The 23348-nt window shown below is 60.6% G+C and carries 17 protein-coding genes and 1 pseudogene; 9 read left to right on the top strand and 9 right to left on the bottom strand.

Annotation, left to right across the window (positions count from 1 at the left end):
• Positions 1–23: 23 nt before the first annotated feature.
• The 3 genes and pseudogenes from eprS to QRN38_RS28315 form a co-directional block, all read right to left on the bottom strand.
• Positions 24–3029 (bottom strand): autotransporter serine peptidase EprS, encoded by a 3006-nt coding sequence (gene eprS, locus QRN38_RS15560; protein WP_057419012.1) that lies wholly within the window; start codon positions 3027–3029, stop codon positions 24–26.
• Positions 3030–3785: 756 nt separating this feature from the next.
• Complete coding sequence (locus tag QRN38_RS15555) at positions 3786–4820, bottom strand: methyl-accepting chemotaxis protein (RefSeq protein WP_375233361.1); 1035 nt, start codon at positions 4818–4820, stop codon at positions 3786–3788.
• 249 nt (positions 4821–5069) lie between these two features.
• Positions 5070–5339 (bottom strand): annotated as a pseudogene (locus tag QRN38_RS28315) (PAS domain-containing protein); the annotation flags it as partial.
• A 274-nt stretch (positions 5340–5613) separates the two neighbouring features.
• Between QRN38_RS28315 and QRN38_RS15550 the strand changes: the two are divergent.
• Complete coding sequence (locus QRN38_RS15550) at positions 5614–5958, top strand: topoisomerase DNA-binding C4 zinc finger domain-containing protein (protein ID WP_057419010.1); 345 nt, start codon at positions 5614–5616, stop codon at positions 5956–5958.
• Positions 5959–6001: 43 nt separating this feature from the next.
• Here the strand turns inward: QRN38_RS15550 and QRN38_RS15545 are convergent, their stop codons facing one another.
• The 3 genes from QRN38_RS15545 to recQ all read right to left on the bottom strand — a co-directional run bounded on the left by QRN38_RS15545 (position 6002) and on the right by recQ (position 10948).
• Positions 6002–8194, bottom strand: a complete 2193-nt coding sequence (locus QRN38_RS15545; RefSeq protein ID WP_057419009.1) for a motility hub landmark protein FimV — start codon at positions 8192–8194, stop codon at positions 6002–6004.
• A 96-nt stretch (positions 8195–8290) separates the two neighbouring features.
• Positions 8291–8725, bottom strand: a complete 435-nt coding sequence (locus QRN38_RS15540) for a MarR family transcriptional regulator (protein ID WP_003381003.1) — start codon at positions 8723–8725, stop codon at positions 8291–8293.
• A gap of 93 nt (positions 8726–8818) precedes the next feature.
• A complete protein-coding gene (gene recQ / locus QRN38_RS15535; protein WP_003381004.1) occupies positions 8819–10948 on the bottom strand; it encodes a DNA helicase RecQ in 2130 nt (709 codons plus the stop codon).
• Between the two features lie 176 nt (positions 10949–11124).
• Between recQ and QRN38_RS15530 the strand changes: the two genes are divergently transcribed.
• From QRN38_RS15530 to QRN38_RS15520, 3 genes are all read left to right on the top strand, one after another.
• The gene (locus QRN38_RS15530; RefSeq protein ID WP_005767637.1) at positions 11125–11712 is read left to right on the top strand and encodes a UPF0149 family protein; all 588 of its coding nucleotides are present in this window, start codon (positions 11125–11127) and stop codon (positions 11710–11712) included.
• Between the two features lie 10 nt (positions 11713–11722).
• Entirely contained in the window at positions 11723–12124 is a 402-nt protein-coding gene (locus QRN38_RS15525; protein WP_007245678.1) for a YbaN family protein, read from the top strand.
• A 174-nt stretch (positions 12125–12298) separates the two neighbouring features.
• Positions 12299–12532, top strand: coding sequence for a hypothetical protein (locus QRN38_RS15520; RefSeq protein ID WP_230857739.1), 234 nt, complete (start codon positions 12299–12301; stop codon positions 12530–12532).
• Between the two features lie 51 nt (positions 12533–12583).
• On the opposite strand, the gene pap is transcribed toward QRN38_RS15520, so the two are convergent.
• Entirely contained in the window at positions 12584–14080 is a 1497-nt protein-coding gene (pap, locus tag QRN38_RS15515) for a polyphosphate:AMP phosphotransferase (RefSeq protein ID WP_057418506.1), read from the bottom strand.
• A gap of 147 nt (positions 14081–14227) precedes the next feature.
• Between pap and mnmC the strand changes: the two genes are divergently transcribed.
• The 4 genes from mnmC (at position 14228) to QRN38_RS15495 (ending at position 20651) form a co-directional block, all read left to right on the top strand.
• Entirely contained in the window at positions 14228–16210 is a 1983-nt protein-coding gene (mnmC, locus tag QRN38_RS15510) for a bifunctional tRNA (5-methylaminomethyl-2-thiouridine)(34)-methyltransferase MnmC2/FAD-dependent 5-carboxymethylaminomethyl-2-thiouridine(34) oxidoreductase MnmC1 (protein WP_057418505.1), read from the top strand.
• A 226-nt stretch (positions 16211–16436) separates the two neighbouring features.
• Complete coding sequence (locus QRN38_RS15505; RefSeq protein ID WP_057418504.1) at positions 16437–17105, top strand: ABC transporter ATP-binding protein; 669 nt, start codon at positions 16437–16439, stop codon at positions 17103–17105.
• Positions 17105–19582, top strand: a complete 2478-nt coding sequence (locus QRN38_RS15500; RefSeq protein WP_011103640.1) for an ABC transporter permease — start codon at positions 17105–17107, stop codon at positions 19580–19582. Before QRN38_RS15505 ends, QRN38_RS15500 begins: the two co-directional genes overlap by 1 nt.
• Positions 19572–20651 carry a lipocalin-like domain-containing protein gene (locus QRN38_RS15495; protein WP_057418503.1) on the top strand — a complete coding sequence of 360 codons (1080 nt, stop codon included), beginning with the start codon at positions 19572–19574 and terminating at the stop codon, positions 20649–20651. Before QRN38_RS15500 ends, QRN38_RS15495 begins: the two co-directional genes overlap by 11 nt.
• A 15-nt stretch (positions 20652–20666) precedes the next feature.
• Here QRN38_RS15495 and QRN38_RS15490 read toward each other — a convergent pair whose 3' ends face one another.
• Both QRN38_RS15490 and QRN38_RS15485 read right to left on the bottom strand, forming a co-directional pair.
• Positions 20667–21071, bottom strand: coding sequence for a type II toxin-antitoxin system HicB family antitoxin (locus QRN38_RS15490; protein ID WP_057418502.1), 405 nt, complete (start codon positions 21069–21071; stop codon positions 20667–20669).
• A 35-nt stretch (positions 21072–21106) separates the two neighbouring features.
• Positions 21107–21289, bottom strand: a complete 183-nt coding sequence (locus QRN38_RS15485; RefSeq protein ID WP_011103638.1) for a type II toxin-antitoxin system HicA family toxin — start codon at positions 21287–21289, stop codon at positions 21107–21109.
• Between the two features lie 284 nt (positions 21290–21573).
• Between QRN38_RS15485 and QRN38_RS15480 the strand changes: the two genes are divergently transcribed.
• Positions 21574–23346: an N-acetylglutaminylglutamine amidotransferase gene (locus QRN38_RS15480; RefSeq protein WP_057418501.1), complete on the top strand. Its 1773-nt coding sequence runs from the start codon at positions 21574–21576 to the stop codon at positions 23344–23346.
• Positions 23347–23348 lie beyond the last annotated feature (2 nt).

The raw sequence follows: 23348 nt of genomic DNA, 5'->3' as shown, positions 1-23348 counted from the left end.
GTTGGAGTTGGGTACTGCCTGCGTCAGAACTGCCAGTCAAGGCTCAGGCCAACACCATGACTTTTTTCACGGCTGGCCAGTTGGCCGCTGTAATCGAGGCTGATCCTCGCGTCCTTGCTCAGCGCAACGCTGGCGTGGGCGCCGACCAGTGCCGCATCGCGGACCAGCGGCGAGCTTTCGATGCCGAAACTGCCACCACCCGAGGCGAATGCCAGGTGCTGTTCGGAATCGATGCTGCTCAGGTTGTGCTGCCAGCCGAGGCTGCCGGTCAGGTCGACCTTTTGCCGTTCGGTGATTGCGATTGTTTTCAATGCGCGCAGGCCGAGGGTACTGAGCACGGCATCACGGTTATCGCTACCGGCAGACAGCGCCGCCGCATCGCCCTTCTCGGTGAAGCTGTCGGTGTTGAGGTGGACGTAGGCCAGATTAGCGAACGGCTCGAGGGTCGCGGGTTGCAAGCGGATGCGATACGCCGCTTCGGTGAACACTTGCGTGCTCTGGGCATCGTGTTTGGTTTTTTCCTTGCCTGCTGCGCCGCCGACCTGCACGTCACGTTGTGCATCGATGCGGTGCCAGCTGTGTGCGCCGCCGAGGGTCAGGCGCAGTGCGCCGATTTCATGGCCGACGTAAGCGCCCAGATGGTAGCTGTCCACCGAGGCCCGGGAATGTGTGCCCGAGCCCATGTTCAACGAGCTGTCGCTGTAACCCGCGACGGCGCCCAGACGCGTGTCGTCGGCAACGTTGCCATCGACGCCCGCCAGCAGGCCGCCAAGCGAGGTGGTGTAACCGGCGGTGTCATCACGCGAATCGGTCTTGCCCCAGGCACCCAGGGCCTTAATCCATACATTGTCTTGCGCTGCAGTGTTGCCCTCGCTGCCAAACACGCTGGCCCCAAGACGCTCGCCCACCGCATCGCGAATCTGCCGGCTGTCGTTGATCAGCACGCTGCCAATCGCCGGGTAAATCTCGCCGGACAATTGCTGAAAGCTGTCGCGGGCAGACGCCGGGTTTTGCGTGAGTAACAGGTTTTCGTACACCGCGTTGCCTGCACCGAGTTGTTCGGCGGCCGTCGCCACGGCAGCTTGGTTAGGGGTTCGTGCAACGCTGTTGAAGGCGGCTGTTTGCTCGATGTTCAACGCAACGCCGGTGGCTGCGTAGTCGAGTCGGCCGCCCAGAAAAGCGTAGTTTGAAGTGACTGAGCCGAACTGGCCGTTGATGCCATTGGCGGCCTGCAGCACGTTGTACTGACGGCCTGCAACGCTTTGGGTGGGTACAGAATTCAAGGCAACCGGGGTGTTGTCCAGAAGCGCCAGGGTCATGTTGGCACCTGACACGGTGGCACTGCCGGTGGCGACGATGCGGTCGCTAGCGGCGGGCGAAAGCTCTACGGCGTAGGTCGAACCTGGCTCAAGGAGGACGTTGCCGTTGACCTGCAAGGTGCCGATGGAATTGCCCGGCGCGACCACGCCGCCGTTACGCGCAGTCAGCCCGCCGATCTGGCCATTGCCGCCCAGCGTGCCGCCCGCGTTGACCTGCACGGCGGACACCAGCGAGCCGTTGACCGACAGCACGCCGCCGTTGACCAGCGTTTCGCCACGATAAGTGTTGGCACCTTGCAGAATCAGCCGGCCCGCACCGGATTTGATCAGGCTGCCTTGGTACTGGCGCTGTGCAGCGGCGGCAGTACGGGCGCTGCCGGTGGCGTAGTCGGCCTGGTCCTGCTGGCTGGCAGTGCTGGCGACGCCGTTTTGCCAGCCTTTGCTGATCAGTGTTTGCTGCCATGTGGCGTGTTCGGCAGTGTCTTCGGCCTGACGCTGAATCAACGCCTGATCGGAGATATTGTTGCTCCATGTATCGGTCAAGCCTGTGCCGAGGTTGGCGTCGAAGGTGCCGAGCAATTGACCGGGACCGCGCATCGCCCGCTCCAGATTGGCCACGCCCCAACCGACGCTGGTGGTCGGTGCCTGAGTGACCGAGCCATCGAGCTGGGTGGCGGTGGTCAGCAGCACTTGCAGCGCCTGCTCGTTGTTCAGGTACGGGAAGCGTTCCATCACCAGCGCCAGTGCGCCGGTGGCATGCGGTGCAGACATTGAGGTGCCGGACTTGATGCCGTAACCGCCGCCTGGCACGGTGCTGTTGATCAGCCGGCCGGGCATGGTGATGCACCAGTATTTGGACAGGCCGCACTGGTTGTAGCGTTGACCGTTGGAGGCGTCGAGGCCCGACACGGCCAGCCAGTGGCCTTCGAGGTCCGGCTCGAAATACGGTAAAGAGGCGCGCACGCTGGCGTTGGCGTAGCCGGAGTTGCCAGCGCTGAACACGTTGATCACGCCCTTGCGTGAGACGTTGGCCGCTTCATCCAGCCAGGTGCCACGGTTGTAATGCTGGGCATAGGCGGCGCGCACGCCCGACTCGGTGGCGTAGGTCACGTCGGCCGGCTGGCTGCCCCAGCTGTTGTTGATGGCGCGCACGCCAGCATCAGCCAGTGCGCCGTACACCGCCTTGAAATACTGCGGGTCCGGGTTGGGGCCGAACAGGAAGCTGTCGTTCTGATTGGTGTTACCAACGTAGATTTGCGCGTTGTACGCCACGCCATGCATCTCCACGCCATCGCGCGCCGCGCCCATGGTGCCGGTGACGTGCGTACCGTGGGTGTCGTTGTTGGGGTTGATCGCGCCGGTGACGCTGAACGGTGTGCCGTTGACGTAAGTGCCCGTGGCGGTTACTGCCTGAAAGCGGGACGGGCTGGCTTCTGGGTGAGACGGATCGAAACCCGAGTCCAGCGCACCGATCTTGACCCCTGCGCCCGTCATGCCAGCAGCGTAGGCCTGATCAGCCTGAATGCGGCCCAGGCCCCAGTCACTTTGGAACTCTGCTGAACGCCAACTGGCCGCATCACCCAACTTTCCCTGCTCGACATAATCAGCGTAGGCCGAACAGCCGAAAGTAAAAGACAGCGCGCACAATGCACCAGCTGCTACGGTTTTTGAAGAATAACGGGCAGCACTCACACACTTCGACTTTTGCATCCCTGCACACCTGCTAATGGTCGGCTCCTGATTGAGCGCAGCCAAAACATAGTCCGCAGTTACATACTTGGCAACCGTTTTATTTCAGTTTTGATACAGAGTGACAGGTATTCACGAGTGCCATCTTTGGGTATTTAATCCAGTGATATCTGCATGAATTTATTGAACTTATTTGGTTTATTAACGCAATCCACTCAAATCGATAGTGGCTATTTAGTTGTACACAAATGTATTCGAGCGTTGATTAAAACCTTCAAGGTCAACACTAACTTGATGGGCGACGATGGAATTGTCGGACAATATAAATTATTGATTAAAACTGTTATGCCTTGTCGCACAGCAAGGAATAGGCATTAAGGTAATTAGTGACACACGTTAACTAAAGTAATAAGAGGACGCAGAGCGTCCGGAACGGCATGCGACGCAGAGCGGCGCACGATAGTTGATATCAATCATCGTTCCCTACGCTCCAGCGTGGCAATGCAGTTCGCGACGTTCTGCGTCGCAAAAGAGGACGCAGAGCGTCCGGAACGGCATGCGACGCAGAGCGGCGCACGATAGTTGACATCAATCATCGTTCCCTACGCTCCAGCGTGGGAATGCAGTTCGCGACGTTCTGCGTCGCAAAAGAGGACGCAGAGCGTCCGGAACGGCGTGCGACGCGGAGCGGCGCACGATAGTTGACATCAATCATCGTTCCCTACGCTCCAGCGTGGGAATGCAGTTCGCGACGCTCTGCGTCGCACGTTGTTGAAATTACCGGCTGAAGCGCTCTGCCAGGCTGTGCAGGTATTGCGCCATTTCTTCCAGTTCGGTGCTGATCTGCGAGCCTTGCTGTGCCTGGCCGGCGCTTTGGTCGCAGAGTTGGGCGATGCGGGTGATTTGCTGGCTGATGTTTTCCGCGACGTGGCTTTGCTCTTCCGACGCCGAGGCCATTTGCTGGCTCATGCCGGTGATGCGCGTTACCGATTGGCTGATACCGTCCAGGGCTTTCTGCACGGCTTCGACACTGGCGACGCTTTCCTTGGAGATCTGCTCGCCTTTGTTGGCAGTCAGGACCGCACGGGCGGCGCCGTCGCGCAGGGAGGTGATGATTTGCTGGATCTGTTCGGTCGAGGTCTGGGTGCGTGACGCCAGCGAACGAACTTCGTCGGCGACCACCGCAAAACCACGCCCTTGCTCACCGGCACGCGCCGCTTCGATGGCGGCGTTGAGCGCCAACAGGTTGGTTTGCTGGGCAATCGAGGTAATCACATCGACCACGCTGCCAATCGACTGCGTGGCATCGGCCAGTTCGCCCACCGCCTGACCGATGTCAGTAACCGAGTTGGCCATGTGCCGAATCGCCAACAGGCTGTCATCAGCCAGACCACGCCCCTGCTGCGCCAGCTTGTCGGCTTCTTCGGCAGCATGGGCAGTGCTCTGTACGTTGTGCGTCACTTCCTGAATGGTCGCCGCCATCTGGTTGATGGCCGTGGCCGACTGATCGGCCTCGCTGCGTTGCTGATCAAGCGACTCGGCCTGGCGCAGCGACAATTGCGCCGACCGACCGGCATGCTGGCGCACGCTCTCGCCAGTATCGGCCAGGCGCGTCAGGGCCGTTTGCAGGCGGGCTTCTTCGCTGAGCATGGCCAGATCGAGCTGCGCCTGCGGGCCACGGTTGTCGCTGTAGGTCAGCGCAACCAGTGAACTGGTGAACGCTTTGGGGTGTTCTTCAAGGGTGCTGCGAATGCTGCGGCGCTGGCGCATTTCCAGAAAGCCGCCCAGCACAACCATCACGATCGGAATCATGATGATCGAAGGCAGATCGTCCAGCAGGTAGACGCCGGCAGCCAGTGCCAGGGCGCAGAGGATCATCGGCAGTTGGCGAACCAGGTGATAGGCAGCGGTGCTGGTCGCCGAGACCGACGATTTACCGGCACGCAGCCGTGCATACAAGGCATCGGCGCGGCGCACTTGATCGCGGGTCGGCAGCGAGCGCACCGATTCGTAGCCGACGATCCGACCGTTTTCGTAGACAGCAGTGACGTAGGCGCTGACCCAATAATAATCGCCCTGTTTGGAGCGGTTCTTGACCACGCCCATCCAGGGTTTGCCCTGTTTGATGGTTTCCCACATATGAGCAAAGACCGCGGCGGGCATGTCCGGGTGGCGCACCAGGTTGTGCGGCTGGCCGATCAGCTCTTCGCGGGTGAAGCCACTCAACGTGACGAAGGCGTCGTTGCAATAGGTGATCTGGCTGTTGAGGTCGGTGGTGGAGATGAGGCGTTCAGATGCCGGAAAAGTCCGTTCAGTCTGGGTGATAGGCATGTTGACGCGCATTGAAAATCCACTCCCTGATAATACTCGATAGTCCGGGTAATCCCTGAAGGTTTAGCACAGTCGTTCAAAGTGGCAACCAACAGCCCGAGTGCAGAGTTTATCGCCCGCGCAGGGTCGGTCTTTAGCGGTGTCCGGGAATTAGCGTCATCGGCAGGTAACATTGAGGTACGCGTCACAGTGCAGGTGCGCGTCGACGGTTTGCTTCATGCCGCAGATGCCTGCACCATGCCGACCTTTAGCGAACACGGCTTCGAGCATTCCAATGGCAGGTCATACACCCTCAGCGCTGAAAGCCCTGATCAGCCAATTGCGCAGGCTGTTGAGCCGGGTTGCCGGTTCGACATCGAATCAGGAAAGGCCTTCGGCAGCGCCCGAGACACTATCATCCGAACCCACGCAACCTGCCAAAAGCAGCCCGGCCAAGCGCACGAAAAAGCCGCGCAAGCCCGCGGCTACAAAGCCACAGCCCAAGCCCGTGGTACCCACCTGCCCGCACTGCAAGAAGCCGATGGTGATCAAGGTCGCCCGCACCGGCCAGAATGCCGGAGAGTTCTGGGGGTGCGCGGGGTATCCGAAATGCCGGGGGATTCGGCCGATCTTTCGTTAGGCGTCAGACCGGTCAGGCCCCCTCAATACTCGAAAACGCTGAATCAGCTGATGCCCGCCAACAGCTCGCGCGCCATGCGCCGATGCTCTTCGTCGGACTCGTCAATCACCTGTTGCAGGATTTCACGAGCCGACTCCAGGTCGCCCTCCTCGATCAGTACCTGAGCTTGATTGATCTGGCTGAGCGGCGGCTCTTCAAGATCCAGCAGGTCGAAATCCCCGTCATCGTTCATGAAGCTGTCGAGAAACTCGTCGCTCAGATCGTCGGCAGCGGCGGGTGCAACCACTTCGATTGGCTCGATCGGCTCAATGCCATCCGGCTCGGAGAAATCACTGAGAAATTGCTCATCCGACAGCTCGAAGACTTCCGGCAATCGAGTCAGGTCCGAAGAAAAGCCGGGGTCGACTTCAGCGGGCGCAGGCGCTGTCACGGTCTCTGGCTTGCTGCGCGGCGGCGTGTCGAACGGATCGACCAGATCCCAGTCGGCGTCCATCGACAGGTCATCCAGGTTCAGCTGGAATTCATCGGTTTGCTGCGGGTTGAGGGACGCGGCGGCTGTTTCGTCCAGTTGCGCCGGGGGCTCAGGCTCCAGGTCCGGTTGCAGGTAGGCAGCTGGCTCTGGTTCGGCTTTGTCGAAAGACAGCGTGGACGCTGCTACGACCGCAGCAGCGGGGAGGAACGCAGCAGGGGCCGCCTCCGCCGCTTTGAGTTGTGGAAAGCGATCGCGAATGTCCTGAATGGTCTGCGGATCGACGCCGTGCTCAAGCGCTGAGCGCTCTTCGCGAACAAAGCCGCTGCCATCGCCCTGCTCGGCCAGTAACTCCAGCAACCTGATGCGAATGTCGCCGCGCTCCGGCTGGGTTTCCAGGGCGCTGCGCAGAATGCCCATTGCCTCGCTGAATCGCCCGTAGGCAATGTAAATGCTGACACCGTCCAGCGCATCGGGCACAGCGCCAGCCGGACGTTGCGGCGTCGCAGCCTTGACCAGCGTCGATGGCGATGCCTGGGCGGCAGGCTGCGGCGCAACGGCGGGCACCTCGAACACAGGGAGCATGGCGGCCTGGGCAGGCTTGATCAGCGGGTCATCCTGCGCAACGACAGGTGCCGTGGCCTGACGACGCTGACGGCGTTTCGAGTAGGCATACACCAGCAACAGAAGCACCAGCGCCAGTATCGCGAGCAGTATTGGCAGGCTCACGAGAGGCTCGCTGCTCGGTGCAACGGTCACCGCCGGCTGAGCCGGGGCCGAGGGCGGCGTGGCGGGTGCGGCAGGTCGGGCGGCGGACTGCGCCAGGGCAAGGTCGCTGCGCAACGCAGTGATCTGCTTGTCCTTGCCACTCATCTGCTCTTGCAGTTCCTGGGTCTGAGTTTTAAGCGCTTCCAGAGACTGCGCCAACTGCTGGTTTTCGATAGCAGCCGCCGACAGCTGCTCGGCGGTGCGCTGCAACTCGGCAGGCGGCGCTACAACTGCGCTTGCAGCGGGGGCTGTGGCAACGGCGGGCATTACGGCAGAATCAGGCAGTAACAGGTCCTGACCGACTTTAAGCGCGGAACCTGCCCCTGCAGCAAATACCTGAGGGTTGAGCGCGCGAATGGCTTCGGCCATCTGGCTGGCCGACACTTTCCCGCCCGGCCCTTGCAGGCGGCTGGCGATGCCATTCAGCGTGTCGCCACTGGCGACCTTGTAATGTTTGCCTTGCAGCGCTGCCGGTGGCGCGACCGGCATGCGCGATTCCTGCGCAGCATTCAGCGAACGCTGCTGATTGCGGCTGCGCGTGGCAGCGAGCCCTTGCGGTGACGTGGCAGGGTCGAGCAGCACGGTGTATTCGTGCAGCAGATCGCCGTTCGGGCGCGCCAACTGGACGAGGAAACTCAGGTAAGGTTCGGTGACCGGCTTGTTGGAAACCACCCTGATCACGCCACTGTTACCGCGCAGCACGGGGGTGAAACGAAGGTCATTGAGAAAGAACACCCGTTCGATGCCTGCCTTGGCGAAGGCTTCGGGCGATGCGAGCCTGGCAATAACGTCCTCATTGCTGAGACCGCCGGTCTCCAGCAACTCGATTTCAGCATTCAGCGGCTGGTTGAGCGCCGAGTGCAGCTTCATTTCGCCCAGCCCCAGCGCGGACGCCATCGTTGAACAGCTCAGCAACGCTGCCGCAATGGCGCCCTTGCAAAACAACTCGCGCGCCATACGGCCTGCACCTTCGACAGCAGCCAGAGAACTCTTGAGCATGCAAACCCTTATTGAAACCACAGCAGGCTTCTCACGTTAATCAGATGGACTTGAGTATCCGTTGCACGATTATGGTTGAGAACCCGCCGCTTCGTCTCAGGATCTTTCGAGATTGGCCAGAATCTGCGAGTGCACGCGCATGCTGACTCGCAAATCGTCCTCGCTGACCCCCTCCAACAGCTCGATGCGCAAGACATTGGCGATGGTTTCGATCTTTTCGATGAGGGGCAAGGCGGTGTCGCTGAGCAGAATCTTTTTCGCCCGGCGATCCTCGACCACTGCCTGGCGCTGAACCAGCCCCTGTTTTTCAAGGCTGTCGAGCAGACGCGCCAGGGTGGGGCCTTCTACTCCCACACTCTGCGCCAGCTCGCGCTGGGTGGGCGACTCGGTGAAACGGGCGAGGTGCAACAGTACCAGCCAGCGCGCCTGAGAAAGGCCGAGATCAGCCAGCCGACGATCCAGCTCGGCGCGCCAGCCCCGGGTGAGGTGTCCGAGTTGCATCCCGAAACGATGTTCGTCAGTCAATGGCATAAGGTAACTCGTGATTCAAACTAATTATTAGCGAGCTAAGCATGGTCCTTATGATCAGGCAAGCATGGGGCGGTGACGTTTCGTCGCACGCCGTTATACCTCAAATTCAGATTGCAGCGCCGCACGTACGCAATACAGCACGCCCTCCGGCACGCGACCGGCAAATTGCTCGGCAATCGCCGCGACCGGCGGCAGCTCACCTTCGCCGTCGAGAAAGGCATCCTGCACCTCGCCCAACAGATCTTCCGGCAAATCGAGCGCCTGCTCGATGGACAACTGCTGCTTGCCGATGGCCTCGGCCAACAGGGTGTAGACATTCTTTTCCGAGCACTGCAACTGGCCGGCGATCTGTGTCGGGGTCATGCCCGCACGCGCCAGGCTGATCAGCTCATGGCGAATGTCGGCAACCACTTGCGGCGCCTCGGCCTTGCCGCTGAGCACTTCAAGGAAGGCCTCGCCGTAACGCTCCAGTTTGCGCGCACCCACGCCACTCACTTTGGCCATCTCGGCCATCGAACCCGGTTTGCTGCGCAGCATTTCCAGCAGGGTCGAGTCCGGGAAAATGACATAAGGCGGCACGCCGTGCTCTTCGGCCAGCTTGCGGCGCAGGGCACGCAGGGCTTCCCACTGCTCGCGCTCTTCGCCACGCACCAGTTGACTGGCCGGGCTGCCGGAGCTGCTTCTTGAGGTGGTTTGTGGTTTGAGGTCGCGGCGCAGTTCCAGAGAAACCTCGCCACGCAGCAACGGGCGGCAGGTGTCGCTCAGGCGCAGGCCGCCATAGCCTTCAAGGTCGATGTCGGCGAGGCCGCGCGCGACCAGTTGGCGGAACAGCGAACGCCACTCGGCTTCGGTGCGCGCTTTGCCGACACCGAACACCGACAGGTGCTGATGACCGAAGCTTTGGACCTTGTCGTTGGATTTGCCGAGCAGTACATCGACCAGATGACCGACGCCATAGCGCTGGCCGGTGCGGTAGATGGCCGACAGCGCCTGACGCGCGGGCTCGGTGGCGTCCCAGGTTTGCACGCCATCGACACAGTTGTCGCAATGCCCGCACGGGTTGGGCATGTCTTCGTCGAAATAGGCCAGCAGGGTCTGACGGCGGCAGCGGGTTTCTTCGCACAGGGCCAGCATGGCATCGAGCTTGTGCTGCTCCAGGCGCTTGTGGCGCTCGTCGCCTTCGGAGTTCTGCAACATCTGCTTGAGCATCAGCACGTCTTGCAGGCCGTAGGCCATCCAGGCATCGGCGGGCAAGCCGTCGCGCCCTGCCCGGCCGGTTTCCTGATAGTAGGCCTCCAGCGATTTGGGCAGGTCCATGTGCGCAACGAAGCGCACGTTGGGTTTGTCGATGCCCATGCCGAACGCGATGGTCGCGACCATGATCAGGCCTTCCTCGTTAAGGAAGCGTTTCTGGTTGGCGGCGCGGGTTTCCGATGGCAAGCCGGCGTGATACGGCAACGCGGGATAACCGTTTTCACTGAGGAACACAGCCACTTCATCGACTTTCTTGCGCGACAGGCAGTAGACGATACCGGCATCGCTGCGCCGCTCGGACAGGAACGCCAGCAGCTGTTTGCGCGGCTGTTCCTTGGGCACGATGCGGTAGAAGATGTTTGGCCGGTCGAAGCTGGACAAGAAGCGTTCGGCGTTCTGCAGGTGCAGGCGCGTGACGATTTCTTCACGGGTACGCTTGTCTGCCGTGGCGGTCAGGGCGATGCGCGGCACATCCGGAAACAGTTCGGCCAGTTGCCCCAGTTGCAGGTATTCAGGGCGGAAGTCATGGCCCCATTGCGACACGCAATGCGCTTCGTCGATGGCAAACAGGGCGATTTTCAGGTTTTGCAGGAATGACAGCATGCGCGGCTGAACTAGGCGCTCCGGGGCGAGGTAAAGCATTTTCACTTCGCCCAGACGGATACGGTTGGCCAGTTCGCGCTGTTGCTCGGCATTGAGAGTGGAATTGAGCGCCGCGGCAGAAACGCCCAGCTCATCGAGGGTGGCAACCTGATCGTCCATCAGCGCGATAAGCGGCGAAACGACCACGCAGAGACCGTCCCGCAACAGCCCGGGCACCTGAAAACACAGGGACTTGCCGCCACCGGTCGGCATCAGCACCAGTGCATCGCCGCCGTTGGCTACACGCTCAATAATGGCACCCTGGCGACCACGAAAGCTGTCGTAACCAAAGATGTCTTTAAGTACGCGTTGTGCCTGCTCAAGCATAAAAACCCCGGAATATCCTGCTGCACTGCAAAACGCAGGAGTATACCCGAGCGCTCGGGAGCATTGGATGGCTCGGACATCAGCGGTCGAAATTAACTGCAATTGGCCTGCGCGCTGGCGCCACGGACGCTCAAGGCCTAGAATCCAGCATCGTTTATTTTCAAGGTAGCGCTTCCATGTCCTTCGCTGAGCAATTAACCCGCCTGCAAGTCTTCCTCGATGCAGATGAACTGCACGAAGAAGCACTGGACTACGTGGCCGCGCACGGCTACCTGACCGCCTTGTCCATCTGTGCCGAAGACGTGCCGGAGCGCGAGTGGATCGACGCGCTGTTCTCCGAGCCGCCACAGTATTCCGACATAGCACAACAAACCGAGGTCGAAGCGACACTGGTTGCACTCAAGGCGCACATTGCCCGCCAACTGGCATCGGACGAAGAGTTCGAACTGCCCTGCGACCTGGACCTGGGCGACGACCCGGATGATTCGGACTTGCGCGGCTGGTGCATCGGCTTCATGGAAGGCGTGTTCCTGCGTGAGAACGCCTGGTTCGAAAGCGCCGAAGAAGAAGTCAGCGAAATGCTCCTGCCGATCATGGTCGGTTCGGGGCTGTTCGACGAGCAACCTGAATTCGCCGACATCGCTCAGGACGCCAACCTGATGGACGACATGATCGTGCAGATCCCTGAAGCACTGACGGCCCTGTACCTGCTGTGCCAGGCACCGGACGAAAAACCGGCGATCCTCAAACCCCGCCACCACTGAGTCAGCGCCTATGGCGCAAGACCCACCGCGCACCAGCCGTCACGGGTGGGTGCGCTACCTGCTCATGGCCGTTGGCTGGTTGAGCGTGGCATTGGGCGTCATCGGGATATTCCTGCCGGTGCTGCCCACCACGCCCTTTCTGCTGCTGGCCGCCGCCTGCTTCGCCCGCAGCTCTGCGCGCTTCTACCACTGGCTGATCAACCATCGGCAACTTGGCCCGTGGATTGGTGACTACCTCGAAGGCAACGGCATCCCGCTCAAGGGCAAGGTGTACGCTATCGGCATGATGTGGCTGAGCATCGGCCTGTCGTGCTATCTGGTGCCCTCCAACTGGGCTCGCGGGTTCATGCTGACCAGCGCCGTGTTGGTGACGATTTACATCCTCAGGCAAAAAACGCTGCAAAAGCGTTGAACGCAACAGCCGTGTATCCCCCCTGAAACACCGTTTTTTCTGGCATAGCGCCTATGCGAAAACCGTCTGAGGTCGCGCAGAAACTCGCTTAGGCTTCAGTGAAACGCCTCGAACGGATTGAGGCGGATGATTGGCCATCCATCGGCTGCCGAAGCTGTTTTCAGGGAGAACAACATGCGAGATCTGAACCCTCTTTACAGCGCTGTCCTGCAAGCCGTGGAGCAGATGGCCCCTGCCGGACAGGCGCCAACACTGAAGGACATCGCGCCTGACGGGCATGCGACGCAGACGCGACACTACACCGAATCGCAATCACGCCTGCATCGACTGCTGAACGGCGACTTCAAGCCAACGACTGAAATAGCAGATGAAGACTCGATTGCAGAGCCTGCGCATGAACGGCATTGACCGTTCACGCTGCGCGCAATCAGACAGCGAGCCGAAGGCCCCTGAAAGCGATCACTTCTTCTTGTCTCTGGCAAAGGCTTTTTCCAGCGCCTCGTTGATGGTGCGCAACACCTTGACCCTGGCCCAGCGCTTGTCATTGGCTTCGATCAGTGTCCACGGTGCAATCTCGGTGCTGGTGCGGTCCACCATGTCGCCGACGGCCTGACGATAATCGGGCCATTTCTTGCGGTTGCGCCAGTCGTCTTCGGTGATCTTGTAGCGCTTGAACGGGATCTTTTCGCGCTCCTGAAAACGTTCTAGCTGGGTCTGCTCGTCAATCGCCAGCCAGAACTTGACCACCACCACGCCGGCTTCGGTGAGTTGCTCTTCGAAATCGTTGATTTCGGCGTAGGCGCGCTTCCAGTCGGACTCGCTGCAAAAGCCTTCGACCCGCTCGACCAGCACCCGGCCGTACCACGAGCGGTCGAAGATGGTGAATTTGCCGCGTGCCGGTATCTGCCGCCAGAAACGCCACAGATAAGGCTGCGCACGCTCATCCTGAGTCGGCGCAGCAATCGGCACGATGGCGTACTGACGCGGGTCCAGCGCCGCCGCGACCCGGCGAATTGCCCCGCCTTTGCCAGCAGCGTCATTGCCTTCGAACACCGCCACCAGTGCGTGGCTTTTCATGCGCTTGTCACGCAGGTTGCCGGACAGGCGCGCCTGCTCGGCGATCAGTTCGTGCTGGTAGTCTTCTTTGCTCAGGTGCAGGCTCAGGTCGAGGCTGTCGAGCAACGTACGTTCATCGTTATGGATCGCCAGTGGCCCTACCGTCAGCGCGCTGGACTCGGGTTCGACCTTGTTGAGCGCGGCCTGCATGCCTTCCAGCAGCAGGCGGCCGACGGTCAGGCTGCGGTAATTGGCGTCCACACCCTCGATCACATGCCAGGGCGCGTAGTCACGGCTGGTGCGGCGCAGGACTCGCTCGCCGAAGCGCACGAACTTGTCGTAGGTCTTGGATTGCTGCCAGTCCAGCGGGCTGATGCGCCAGCTGTGCAGCGGGTCATCCTTGAGGGTCTTGAGGCGCAGCTTCATCTGTTTTTTGGACAGGTGAAACCAGAATTTGAAGATCAGCGCGCCTTCATCGCAGAGCATCTTTTCCAGACGTTCGGCGCCGCTGATGGCCTGATCAAGCACCGCGTCCTTGTACTGCCCATGCACACGGCCCTGAAGCATCTGGCTGTACCAGTTGCCGAAGAAAATCCCCATGCGCCCTTTGGCAGGCAGTTGTCGCCAGTAGCGCCAGGCAGGCGGATGGGCCAGTTCTTCGTCGGTCTGCTGATCGAAGGTGCGTACTTCTATCAAGCGCGGGTCCATCCATTCGCTGAGCAATTTGACCGTCTCGCCCTTGCCCGCGCCTTCTATGCCGTTGATCAGCACGATGATCTGCCGGCCGGCCTGCTCGTGCAGGTCTATCTGCGCCTCCAGCAACGCTTCGCGCAGCTCAGGCAAAGCGGCCTCGTAGGTGTCATCGTCAATGGCATGACCGATTTCAGCGGATTCAAACATGCACAACTCCTGATGAGTGATGGCTCAGTGACGCCCGATGAAGAGTGTGACCACCGATTACCGGCATCGGTCAATCCACGCAGTCTTGATAGCACTTTTATCTGCGCAGACGGCTAAAATGCTGCCACTGCCTAAGCCGAGCCCGACATGACTATTACCCGCCACGCCCGGATCGACTGGGACGAACAAGGCAACCCGCGTTCTCACGATTTTTCCGACGTGTACTTTTCCACTGAGTCCGGTCTGGATGAAACCCGCCATGTGTTTCTGGTGCAGAACGACCTGCGTCGGCGGTTTACCGAATTGCCGGTCGGCGGACGGCTGATCATTGGCGAAACGGGCTTTGGCACCGGGCTGAATTTTCTCTGTGCCTGGCAGTTGTTCGATGAGTGCGCGCCGGTTGATGCGCGCCTGCATTTTGTCAGTGTCGAGAAGTACCCGCTGAGCCAGGGCGACCTGCAACGTGCTCTGGTGTTGTGGCCGGAGCTGTCGCGTTTTGCCGATCAACTGCTCGGGCAATACGTGGCGATACATGAAGGCTTTCAGCGCCTGGTATTCGATAACGGCCGGGTCACCCTGACGCTGCTGATCGGCGATGCGCTGCAGATGCTGCCGCAGTTGGACGGGCAGATTGACGCATGGTTTCTCGACGGCTTTGCGCCGGCGAAAAATCCGGACATGTGGACCCCGGAACTGTTCGCCGAACTGGCGCGACTGTCCGCACCGGGCACCACGATTGGCACCTTCACCAGCACCGGCTGGGTGCGGCGCTCGCTGAATGCAGCAGGTTTCAAGATGAAGCGGGTGCCGGGTATCGGGCATAAATGGGAAGTGCTGCGCGGTGCTTTTATCGCCTGGCCGGAGGGCGTCACATCGGTGCCTGCCGCCAAGCCCTGGTTCGCCCGTCCCACTCCGCTTGCAGGCGAGCGCAAGGCGTTGGTGATCGGCGCTGGGCTGGCCGGTTGCGCCACGGCGCAGAGCCTGGCGCAACGTGGCTGGCAGGTCAGCCTGCTGGAGCGTCACGCGGCACCCGCGCAGGAGGCCTCAGGCAACCCGCAGGGCGTGCTGTACTTGAAACTGTCAGCGCACGGTACAGCGTTGTCACAGTTGATTCTCAGTGGTTTTGGCCACACGCGCAGGCAGCTTGAACGCTTGCAGCGGGGTGTCGAGTGGGACGCATGCGGCGTGCTGCAACTGACCTTCGACGACAAGGAGGCACAACGCCAGAAGCAACTCGCCGAGGCCTTCCCTGAATCGCTGCTGCACCTGCTGGATCGGCGCGCCGCCGAGGTGCAGAGCGGCATCGCGCTAAACAGCGGCGGGCTGTTTTACCCTGAGGGCGGCTGGGTGCATCCGCCAGCGTTGTGTCACGCGCAGATCCAGCACGCGAATATTCGCCTGATCGCCCATCATCAGGCGCTGGAGCTGCGACGCGTCGATGATCAGTGGCAGGTGTGGAGTGACGCGCAGCTGATCGACAGCGCGCCTGTCGTCGTACTGGCCGGGGCGGCGGACATCAAGCAGTTCTCGCAGAGTGCCGAGCTGCCGCTCAAACGCATTCGCGGGCAGATCACCAGCCTGCCGCAGACCGGGGCGAGTGCTGCGTTGCGCACGGTGGTGTGCGCGGAGGGTTATGTGGCTCCGGCGCGTCTGGGTGAACACACGTTGGGCGCCAGCTTTGATTTCAACAGTGTCGATTTGACCCCCAACGTGGCGGATCACCTTGGCAATCTGACGTTGTTGCAGGAAATCTCGGCAGACCTGGCGTCTCGCCTTGAGGCCGCTGACAGGCCGCCCGAGCAGTTACAGGGGCGCGCGGCGTTTCGTTGCACCAGTCCGGATTATTTGCCGATCGTCGGTCCGCTGGCAGACCGCGAGGCGTTCGTTCAGGCCTATGCTGCGCTGGGCAAGGATGCGCGTCAGGTGCCGGATATCGCCTGCCCGTGGCTGGACGGCCTGTACGTCAACAGCGGCCACGGCTCACGTGGGCTGATCACCGCGCCGCTGTGCGCCGAACTGATCGCCGCCTGGCTCGATAACGAACCCCTGCCCTTGCCGCGCAGCGTTGCCGAAGCCTGTCACCCTAACCGGTTTGCCCTGCGCGGGTTGATTCGCGGCGGCGGGAAGTAGCCTGAAAAGCAGGACCAACGTGGAGCATCGCACGATAGTTGAGATTATCGTTCCCTACGCTCCAGCGTGGGAATGCAGCTCTCGACGCTCTGCGTCGCAAAAAGAGGACGCAAAGCGTCCTGAACGGCATACGACGCGGAGCGTCGCACGATAGTGGGCATCTACCCGCGACGCGCTCGCGCTCAGGCGCTACTCTTTGAACTCAGTCAGGAATATTGAGCCGCTCATGCTGCAAGTGCGAAACGTATTCAAGCGCTACACCACGGCACAGGGGCCGCTGAATGTATTAAGGGGCGTGGACCTGCACCTGACACAGGGCGAAAGCCTGGCGTTGATGGGCGAATCCGGCAGTGGCAAGAGCACATTGCTGCATCTGGTCGCGGGCCTTGATCAGGTCGATGACGGCAGCATCGAGATTGCCGGCCAACGCCTGGACCTGATGAACGAAAGCCAACTGGCTAACTGGCGGCGCACCGAAATCGGTCTGGTGTTTCAGCAGTTCAACCTGATCGGCAGCCTTAAAATCGCCGACAATCTGGCGTTCCAGGCACGACTGGCCGGGCGTTTCGATGCGCGCTGGCAGACGCACTTGATCGAACGTCTGGGGCTGGGCACGCTGCTGGATCGTTATCCCGAGCAACTGTCCGGCGGACAACAGCAGCGGGTAGCGATAGGTCGCGCCCTCGCTTCACGGCCCAGCCTGCTCCTGGCTGACGAGCCCACCGGCAATCTCGACGAGACCACCAGTGACGAAGTGCTGCAATTGTTGCTGGATGTGCTCGCCGACAGCCCCACCAGCCTGTTGATGGTCACCCACAGCCCGCGGGTCGCTGACCGACTGGCGCGCAGAGTGGTGCTGCATCTCGGTCGTCTGGCAGTCGAAGGCGAGCGCTGATGCGAGTTTTCTACTGGACCCTGCGCGCATTACTGAGCCACTGGCGACGTCATCCCGTGCAATTTTTCAGCGTGCTGACCGGTTTGTGGTTGGCCACCGCACTGCTGACCGGCGTGCAGGCGCTCAATAGTCAGGCACGGGAAAGCTACCAGCGTGCCAGCCAGTTGATTGGCGGCGAGCCGCAGACCAGCATCGCAGCGCCCGACGGCGGGCTGTTTGCTCAGGAACTGTACATACAGCTGCGCCGTGAAGGCTGGCCGGTGTCGCCAGTCATACGCGGACGAATCACGCTCAAGGGGCTGGAAGGCCAGCGCTTGCAATTGCTCGGCATCGAGCCGCTGACGTTGCCGAACAGCACACTGGCCGGACAGACACTGGACTCTGATCAGGTCGTTGATTTTCTCACCCCGCCGGGAGCGACCTGGGTATCACCGCAGACCCTTGAGTCGCTCGGGCTTGAAGAAGGCCGGCAGCCACTGGGCGAAAATGGCGTTGCCTTGCCGCCGCTGCGCGCCAAACCCGATATGGCCCCCGGCGTGCTACTCACTGACATCGGCTTCGCTCAAGCATTGCTCGGCCAGCCCGATGAATTGTCCAGCCTGCTGCTGCACAAGGACTTCGCGGCGCGCAACCCGCAGTTGCCGCCAGCACTGAACGGTCAGTTGGTCATCAGCAAGACGGGCGAAGAAAACAATCTGCAGCGGCTGACAGAAAGCTTTCACCTGAACCTGAGCGCCTTGGGCGTTCTGTCGTTCGGAGTGGGCCTGTTTATCGTCCACGCGGCCATTGGCCTGGCACTGGAACAACGCCGCGGCCTGCTGCGTAACCTGCGTGCCTGTGGTGTCAGTGCGCGAATGCTGATCACGGCCCTGAGCGTCGAACTGGGCGCGATGGCCCTGCTCGGTGGTCTGCTGGGTGTGGTCAGCGGCTATTTTCTGGCCAGCTTGCTGCTGCCGGATGTAGTGGCCAGTTTGCGCGGTCTTTACGGTGCCGAAGTCGCTGGCCAACTGAACCTCAGCCTGTGGTGGTGGCTCAGCGGCATCGGGCTGAGCCTGCTTGGCGCTTTGCTGGCCGGTATCAACAGCCTGTTGCGTGCGGCACGTCTGCCTTTGCTTGCCTTGGCAGATGCCCAGGCATGGCAGCAGGCCCACGCACGCTGGCTGCGGCGACAAGCCTGGGTTGCAGCGGCCGGTGCGCTCGTCGCACTACTGGCTTTGCTGTTCGGCAACAGCCTGTTACTGGGTTTTGTGTTGATGTCCGCCGTGTTATTCAGTGCAGGGCTCGGGCTACCGGTGCTGCTGGATGCCATGCTCGGCGGCCTGCTGACACGCAGTCGTTCGGTGCTGGGGCAATGGTTTCTGGCTGATTGCAGGCAGCAGTTGCCCTCGTTGAGCCTGGCATTGATGGCCTTGCTGCTGGCGATGGCGGCCAATATCGGCGTGGGCAGCATGACCTCGGGCTTTCGCCAGACGTTCAATAGCTGGCTGAACCAGCGTCTGACTGCCGAGCTCTACGTCAGCCCGCAAGACCCGACGCAGGCTCAACCTTTACAAACCTGGCTGAGCCAGCAAGCGCACATCAGCGCAGTGATACCCAACTGGCAAGTAGCGGTACAGGTTCAGGGATGGCCCGCCGATCTGTTCGGCGTGGTCGATCACACCATCTACCGCCAGCACTGGGAGCTGCTTGAATCAGTAAAGGGTGATCCGTGGAACCTTTTGCGTGACGGCGATACGGTGATGCTCAGCGAACAACTGGCGCGCCGTCTCAAGCTCACGCTGAACGATACCTTGAACATCCCCGTGCCCAACGGCCAATGGACGCCGCGCATCGTCGGGATCTACGCCGACTATGGAAACCCCAAGGGCCATCTGCTGGTCAACGAAAAACATCTGCTTGCCCACTGGCCGCAACTGAGCCCGTTCCGTTTCAACCTGAGGGTCGATCAGGCCGCGATTCCGCCTCTGGTCAAGCAACTGCAAGACCGCTTTGCGCTCGACGACAATCACATCATCGATCAGAGCCAGATCAAGCGTTGGTCAACCCAGATCTTCGAACGTACATTCTCAGCCACCGCCGCCCTCAATAGCCTGACGCTGGGCGTGGCTGGCGTGGCGCTATTCATCAGCCTGCTGACCCAGAGCCAGAGCCGCCTCGGGCAACTCGCCCCGTTGTGGGCGCTGGGTGTGACGCGACGGCAACTGATGTTGCTCAACCTGGGGCAAACCTGGCTGCTGGCCCTGTTGACGCTGGCATTCTCCATACCGCTGGGCCTGATGATCGCGTGGTGTCTGGATGCGGTGATCAATGTTCAGGCGTTTGGCTGGCGCCTGCCACTGCAAGTATTCCCACTGCAATTGCTGCAACTCATGTCACTGGCAATACTAGCCACCCTGCTGGCCTCGGCCTGGCCGCTGCTGAAGCTGTACCGCAGCCGCCCAGCGGATTTACTGAGGACCTTTGCCAGTGAACATTAAGTGGCTGATGCCGTTGGCTATCGCATTGCTGCTCGCGGCCTGCGATGACAAACCGCAGCCCGAAAGCGGCTTCGCCGGGCTGGGCAATGCCGCCGACGCCTACACTCAGGTGACGCCGGGCAAGGTCTTCTCATTTCCCGAGGACCACGGCCAGCACCCTGGCTTTCGCATCGAATGGTGGTACATCACCGCGACATTGAAAGATGACACCGGCCAACCCTTCGGCGTGCAATGGACGCTGTTCCGCAGCGCCCTGCGACCCGGCAAACAGCCGGGCAGCGGCTGGAACGAAGGCACAATCTGGCTGGGCCATGCGGCGGCCACATCCAGCAGCGGGCACTACGTGGCAGAGCGTTATGCCCGGGGTGGAATCGGCCAGGCGAACGTCACACTGGCGCCCTTCTCGGCCTGGATCGACGACTGGGCATTCACCAGTGATACGCAAAACAACGACCCGCTCGCCATGATGCAACTGAAAGCCAGCGGCAAGGATTTCCGTTACAACCTGCAACTTACCTCCAGCAAACCGCTGGTGTTACAGGGCGAACAAGGCTACAGCCAGAAATCGGAAGCGGGCCAGGCTTCCTATTATTACAGCCAGCCGTTTTTCGACGCCAAAGGCAGTGTCGTCATCGAGGGCAAAACCCATCAGGTCACCGGCAAAGCGTGGCTGGACCGGGAATGGAGCAGCCAGCCACTGACCGCCAACCAGAGCGGCTGGGACTGGTTCTCCCTGCAACTGGCCGACGGCGAGCGCCTGATGCTCTACCGCATCCGCTACAAGAACGGCACGCCCTACCTGACCGGCAACTGGATCAGCGCCGATGGTACGACCAAAATGCTCCACGCCAACGAACTCAGCCTCGAACCTGTCAATGAAACGTCAATCGGTGAGCACAAGGTGCCCACCCGCTGGGCAATCAAAATTCCCGGCAGAAACCTCGACATCACCACCCAGGCACTGAACCCCAAAGCCTGGATGGGCACCAGCATCCCCTACTGGGAAGGCCCGGTGAGTTTCAGCGGTAGTCAGGAGGGGGTCGGGTATCTGGAGATGACGGGGTATTGAGCACCTCGACTGCCGTCACGCTCGACCGAGCTTTTCCAGCGCAGCATCAGCCAGGAAGGTCGAGCGACTTTTGATGCTGTGATCCCTTACGTAGCTGTCGATCTGTCTGATCACAAAGCCAGGCAAGGTGACGTTGACCTTTTCCGTCTTGCCTAGATAAGGCGTTACATCGATTTCCAGCATGCCCCAGCCCATTCCAGAAAAATCAGGGTTTTTGGCATGCTCGGCAACGGTCCCGACTTTCGGAATAGACCCGCCACTGGCTGCAATCTCCTGCAGCATGATATGAGCGATCTCAACGGCTGCCGCATGAGCCTCCTCAAAGGTATCGCCTGCGGTGATAGCACCAGGTATGTCCGGTATCTGAATGCCGAACGCTGTGGTCTCATCGCCCCACTCTATGCATATTGGATATTTCATTTTTTCTCCGAAAAGGTTGCAAGATAAAGGCTGAACTACGCCAATCCGGCAAGCTTTCTGATGGCCTTTACTGTTCCAAGCGGCAAGTCTTTCTTGGGATGCGGCACCGGAACTGTTTGAGACTTTTCTGGGTGTTTGAACATATGGTGACTGCCGGTGACACGATCAAGAACCCAACCATCTGCTTCAAGCTCCTTTACCAATTGCCTGCTTTGCACCTCCACCTCCTTGCCAATCGATACAAAAATATAACCCTGGACGCATATTAAAACAATGTAGAAAAGTGTTCCCAGGGTTATGTTTTTTATTTCGTTACACCACGCTTCACGAAAACCCATGGTTGTTCCTTACTGCTGGCTGTCGGGCCAGCTGATGCGAACTCGACAACTGTACTTGCCTGCTTATAGCTTTTTGATCTAAAACTACCCTGTCCTCACTGGGTCAGTTTCTGGGTGACTGCACTTTCTCAGTCACCTCCCCAACGGAAACCCGGTAAGGACTTATGTGCGGATTAGCAGGTGAACTTCGTTTCGACCATCAACCAGCGGACCTTGCCGCTGTTGAACGCATTACCCATGAGCTGGCGCCTCGCGGCCCGGATGCGTGGGGGTTTCATAGCCAGGGGCCGATTGCCCTTGGGCATCGCCGTCTGAAAATCATGGACCTGTCGGACGGCTCGGCGCAGCCGATGATCGACAGCAACCTTGGCCTGTCGATGGCCTTCAACGGTGCGATCTACAATTTTCCCGAATTGCGTGCCGAGTTGGAAAGCCTTGGCTATCAGTTCCATTCCGGTGGCGACACCGAGGTATTGCTCAAGGGCTACCACGCGTGGGGCGCAGAGATGCTGCCCAAGCTCAATGGCATGTTTGCCTTTGCCATCTGGGAGCGCGACAGCAAGCAGCTGTTCATTGCCCGTGACCGCCTCGGCGTAAAGCCGTTGTACCTGTCGAAAACCGACAAGCGCCTGCGCTTCGCGTCCTCGCTGCCTGCCCTGCTCAAGGGCGGTGATATCAGCGGGATGCTTGATCCGGTGGCGCTCAATCATTACCTCAACTTCCATGCTGTGGTGCCTGCACCGCGTACGCTGCTGGCCGGCGTCGAGAAGTTGCCGCCTGCCAGCTGGATGCGCATTGACGCCAGCGGCAAGGTCGAGCAGAAAGTCTGGTGGACCCTGCCTTATGGTCCCCACGAGGACGAGAAAAATCTCACTCTGGAAGACTGGCGCGACCGTGTATTGGACAGCACCCGCGAAGCGGTGGCCATTCGTCAGCGTGCGGCAGTGGATGTCGGCGTGCTGCTTTCCGGCGGTGTCGATTCGAGCATGCTGGTCGGCCTGCTACGCGAAGTGGGTGTCGAGGACCTGTCAACCTTCTCCATCGGCTTCCAGGATGCTGGCGGCGAACGTGGCGATGAATTTCAATATTCGGACCTGATCGCCAAGCATTACAGTACGCGTCACCATCAGTTGCGCATTCAGGAAAGCGAGATCATCGAACAGTTGCCTGCGGCGTTCCGCGCCATGAGCGAACCAATGGTCAGCCACGACTGCATCGCCTTTTATCTGCTGTCGCGCGAAGTGGCCAAGCACTGCAAGGTCGTGCAGAGCGGCCAGGGCGCTGACGAGCTGTTTGCCGGTTATCACTGGTACCCGCAAGTCGATGGCGCAAGCGACCCGGTCGCGGCCTACCGTGACGCCTTTGTGGACCGCAGCTACGCCGAATACGCGGACACTGTTCAGCCAAAATGGCGTACTGCCAACGATGCAGCCGGAGACTTCGTTCGCGATCACTTCGCCCAACCGGGTGCCAACGCTGCGGTCGACAAGGCGCTGCGTCTGGACAGCACGGTGATGCTGGTCGACGACCCGGTCAAACGTGTCGACAACATGACCATGGCCTGGGGCCTGGAAGCGCGCACGCCGTTTCTCGATTATCGTCTGGTCGAGTTGTCGGCGCGTATTCCGGGCAAGTTCAAGCTGCCCGATGGCGGCAAGCAAGTGCTGAAAGAAGCGGCGCGGCTGGTCATTCCATCAGAAGTGATCGACCGCAAGAAGGGCTATTTCCCTGTGCCCGGCCTCAAGCATTTGCAGGGCGATACACTCAATTGGGTACGTGAACTGCTGACCGATCCGAGCCAGGACCGCGGCCTGTTCAACCCGACCATGGTCGACAAGCTGCTGACCAATCCCGAAGGCCAGCTCACGCCGCTGCGCGGCTCCAAGTTGTGGCAGTTGGCCGCGCTGAACCTGTGGCTCAGCGAACAAGGACTGTGATT

The organism is Pseudomonas sp. CFBP2511 (genome assembly GCF_030209255.1).
GTDB classification, from domain to species: domain Bacteria; phylum Pseudomonadota; class Gammaproteobacteria; order Pseudomonadales; family Pseudomonadaceae; genus Aquipseudomonas; species Aquipseudomonas avellanae.
The sequence above is the reverse complement of the archived record's forward strand: the minus strand, read 5'-3'. Positions and strand labels throughout refer to the sequence as shown.

Excerpts from the sequence above, each read along its gene's own strand:
- eprS (WP_057419012.1), bottom strand. The coding sequence starts at position 3,029 with ATGCAAAAGTCGAAGTGTGTGAGTGCTGCCCGTTATTCTTCAAAAACC.
- QRN38_RS15555 (WP_375233361.1), bottom strand. The coding sequence starts at position 4,820 with ATGATTCCGATCGTGATGGTTGTGCTGGGCGGCTTTCTGGAAATGCGC.
- QRN38_RS15550 (WP_057419010.1), top strand. The coding sequence starts at position 5,614 with ATGGCAGGTCATACACCCTCAGCGCTGAAAGCCCTGATCAGCCAATTG.
- QRN38_RS15545 (WP_057419009.1), bottom strand. The coding sequence starts at position 8,194 with ATGCTCAAGAGTTCTCTGGCTGCTGTCGAAGGTGCAGGCCGTATGGCG.
- QRN38_RS15540 (WP_003381003.1), bottom strand. The coding sequence starts at position 8,725 with ATGCCATTGACTGACGAACATCGTTTCGGGATGCAACTCGGACACCTC.
- recQ (WP_003381004.1), bottom strand. The coding sequence starts at position 10,948 with ATGCTTGAGCAGGCACAACGCGTACTTAAAGACATCTTTGGTTACGAC.
- QRN38_RS15530 (WP_005767637.1), top strand. The coding sequence starts at position 11,125 with ATGTCCTTCGCTGAGCAATTAACCCGCCTGCAAGTCTTCCTCGATGCA.
- QRN38_RS15525 (WP_007245678.1), top strand. The coding sequence starts at position 11,723 with ATGGCGCAAGACCCACCGCGCACCAGCCGTCACGGGTGGGTGCGCTAC.
- QRN38_RS15520 (WP_230857739.1), top strand. The coding sequence starts at position 12,299 with ATGCGAGATCTGAACCCTCTTTACAGCGCTGTCCTGCAAGCCGTGGAG.
- pap (WP_057418506.1), bottom strand. The coding sequence starts at position 14,080 with ATGTTTGAATCCGCTGAAATCGGTCATGCCATTGACGATGACACCTAC.
- mnmC (WP_057418505.1), top strand. The coding sequence starts at position 14,228 with ATGACTATTACCCGCCACGCCCGGATCGACTGGGACGAACAAGGCAAC.
- QRN38_RS15505 (WP_057418504.1), top strand. The coding sequence starts at position 16,437 with ATGCTGCAAGTGCGAAACGTATTCAAGCGCTACACCACGGCACAGGGG.
- QRN38_RS15500 (WP_011103640.1), top strand. The coding sequence starts at position 17,105 with ATGCGAGTTTTCTACTGGACCCTGCGCGCATTACTGAGCCACTGGCGA.
- QRN38_RS15490 (WP_057418502.1), bottom strand. The coding sequence starts at position 21,071 with ATGAAATATCCAATATGCATAGAGTGGGGCGATGAGACCACAGCGTTC.
- QRN38_RS15480 (WP_057418501.1), top strand. The coding sequence starts at position 21,574 with ATGTGCGGATTAGCAGGTGAACTTCGTTTCGACCATCAACCAGCGGAC.